Consider the following 2,119-nt stretch of genomic DNA (forward strand, 5'->3'; position numbering starts at 1 on the left):
CCCAGGCCCGGCCCGCCTCTTCCACCTCATCCGTCGCCACCCGCACCACGCTGCCCGACGGGGAGTGCTGCACCGCGTTCTCCACCACGTTGCGAAACACGTGAAACAAACGCCGGGCGTCCATGCGAACGCGGGGCAGCTTTGCCGCCAGCTCGCGATTCACCTGCACCCCGGCCCCCTCACTGGCCAGGGCACACGCGGAGAGCGCATCCGCCACCACCGGGAGCACGGGGCCTTCCACCCATTCGCCGCGGGTGGGGCGGCCGTACTCGAAGAGCTCCTGCGTGAGGTGGTTGAGGCGCTTCACCTCGCCGCGCAGCACGTCGACGTAGGGCTTGAGCTCCGCGCGTGCGCCGAAGGTCGCCTCCACCGCGTCCACCACCGCGGAGATGGAGAAGAGGGGGTTGCGGACCTCGTGGGCCACGCCCGCGACGATGGCGCCCATGGCGGCCATCGTCTCACTGCGCCGCAGGCTGGCCTGGAGCTCCAGCAGGCGCGTCACCTCCGTGGCCACCAGGATGATGCGCGAGTCCTCGCCGCCCGCTTCCTCCACCCACGTGGCGGACACCTCCCACGTGCGGCGCGACACCGGGTCGCCCAGCTCGCGGGTGGCGCTGGCGTGGGTGCGGCGCAGCTCCTCCACCAACGGCAGCGCGTGGGACCAGGGGGGCGCGCTGGCCGCGGTGAACAGCGGCTGGCCGGACGGGTCCATGCCTTCGAAGAGCGCGATGGCGGCGGCGTTGAGGCGCTGGACGGTGCCATCCGCCCCCAGCACCATCAGCGGCGAGGCCACCGCGTCGAAGGTGCGGCGCCACTCCTGGGCGGAGCGGCGGAAGCTGTCATGCAGGCGCTGGCGCAGGTCATCCGCGAGCCGCCGGTCCGTGATGTCGGTGACGACGCAGCCGACATGCAGCTCACCCTGCGCATCCAGCGCGGACGCGGCGGCGCGGCTGCGCACCCAGCGCACGCGGCCGTCGGCGCAGATGAGCCGGTGCTCCAGCTCCGCCTCGGCGCCGGGGGCCAGGCCCTCGATGCGGGCGCGGTAGCGGGCGCGGTCCTCGGGGTGGATCATCTCCGCCCACAGCGGCGGCGGTCCGCCATCCGGCGCGGGCTGGACGAACGCGGAGGCGGCATAGCCGGTGGTGCGCTCGATGACGGGCGTGCAGTAGAAGTCGCGCAGCCTCCCGCCGCGCAGCTTGCCGCCCCACAGGTAGTCCGGCAGCGAGCGCGTGAGCACGTCCAGCCGGCCCTCATGCTCCTGGAGGCTCTTCTCCGCGCGCATCCGCTCGGTGAGCTCGGACATCGCGGCGATGACCCCCAGCACCTCGCCGTTCGCGCCGCACACGCGCAGGTAGCTGCCGAACCAGAAGCGGCTCTCGCCCGGCGCGGCGGGCGTCTCCACCTGGAGCAGGGTGTCCTGGATGGAGGCCCCCGTGCTGAGCGCCAGCTGGAGGCGCGGGGCGATGAGCTTGCCCAGGTCGGGCATCACCTCGGTGACATGCCGGCGCAGGTGGCGCTCCGCGGGCAGGCCATGCATCGCCGCCAGGGCCGTGTTGACGTGGACGTAGCGCAGCTCGCGGTCGAAGAAGGCGAAGCCCACGGGCGTCACGTCCATGACGGCTTCGCGAAGCGCGCTGGCGTCATCCGCGCTGCGCAGGGCGGCGTCCCGTGCGCGGTGCGCGCGCTCCTGGGTTCGCAGGAGCAACAGCGCCAGGGTGCCGCTGACGAGCAACCCCACCGCGGCGGTGAGGAGGACGCGGGCAGGGGGGCTCACCGCCCCGGAGTAGCGCCAGACCCCCTCGACGGCCGCGGAGAGCGTCGTGGCCACCAGGACGGCCAGCAGCAACTGTCGACGGGAAGGGAACTCGTGCATGCGGTGGGCGCGGGAGCTTAGCCGCAATCCTCGGCCGGACGGTGGCTCGTCTGGCATTGGCGTGCCGCCCTGGTGGCGTGGCGGGCGAGAGAACGGGCCCCTGGATTTCCACGTCCGGAATTTCAAGGCCTGGGACTAGATTGGTGGTCGCCAACCTGGATGCCCTCACCGAGATGCCGGCCCCATCATGACCCTGGCAGTCCCCCTGCTCGTCGACGAAGTGCCGCGCGCGTCCCTCCCCACCTC

General features: G+C 72.7%; 1 protein-coding gene. It reads right to left on the bottom strand.

The window, feature by feature from the left end; genetic code table 11:
- Positions 1 to 1,873 (bottom strand): PAS domain-containing protein (locus G4D87_RS36945; RefSeq protein WP_163787470.1); only part of this gene is annotated, 1,873 nt, incomplete at its 3' end.
- Positions 1,874 to 2,119 lie beyond the last annotated feature (246 nt).

It is taken from the genome of Myxococcus vastator, assembly GCF_010894475.1.
Classification (GTDB): domain Bacteria; phylum Myxococcota; class Myxococcia; order Myxococcales; family Myxococcaceae; genus Myxococcus; species Myxococcus vastator.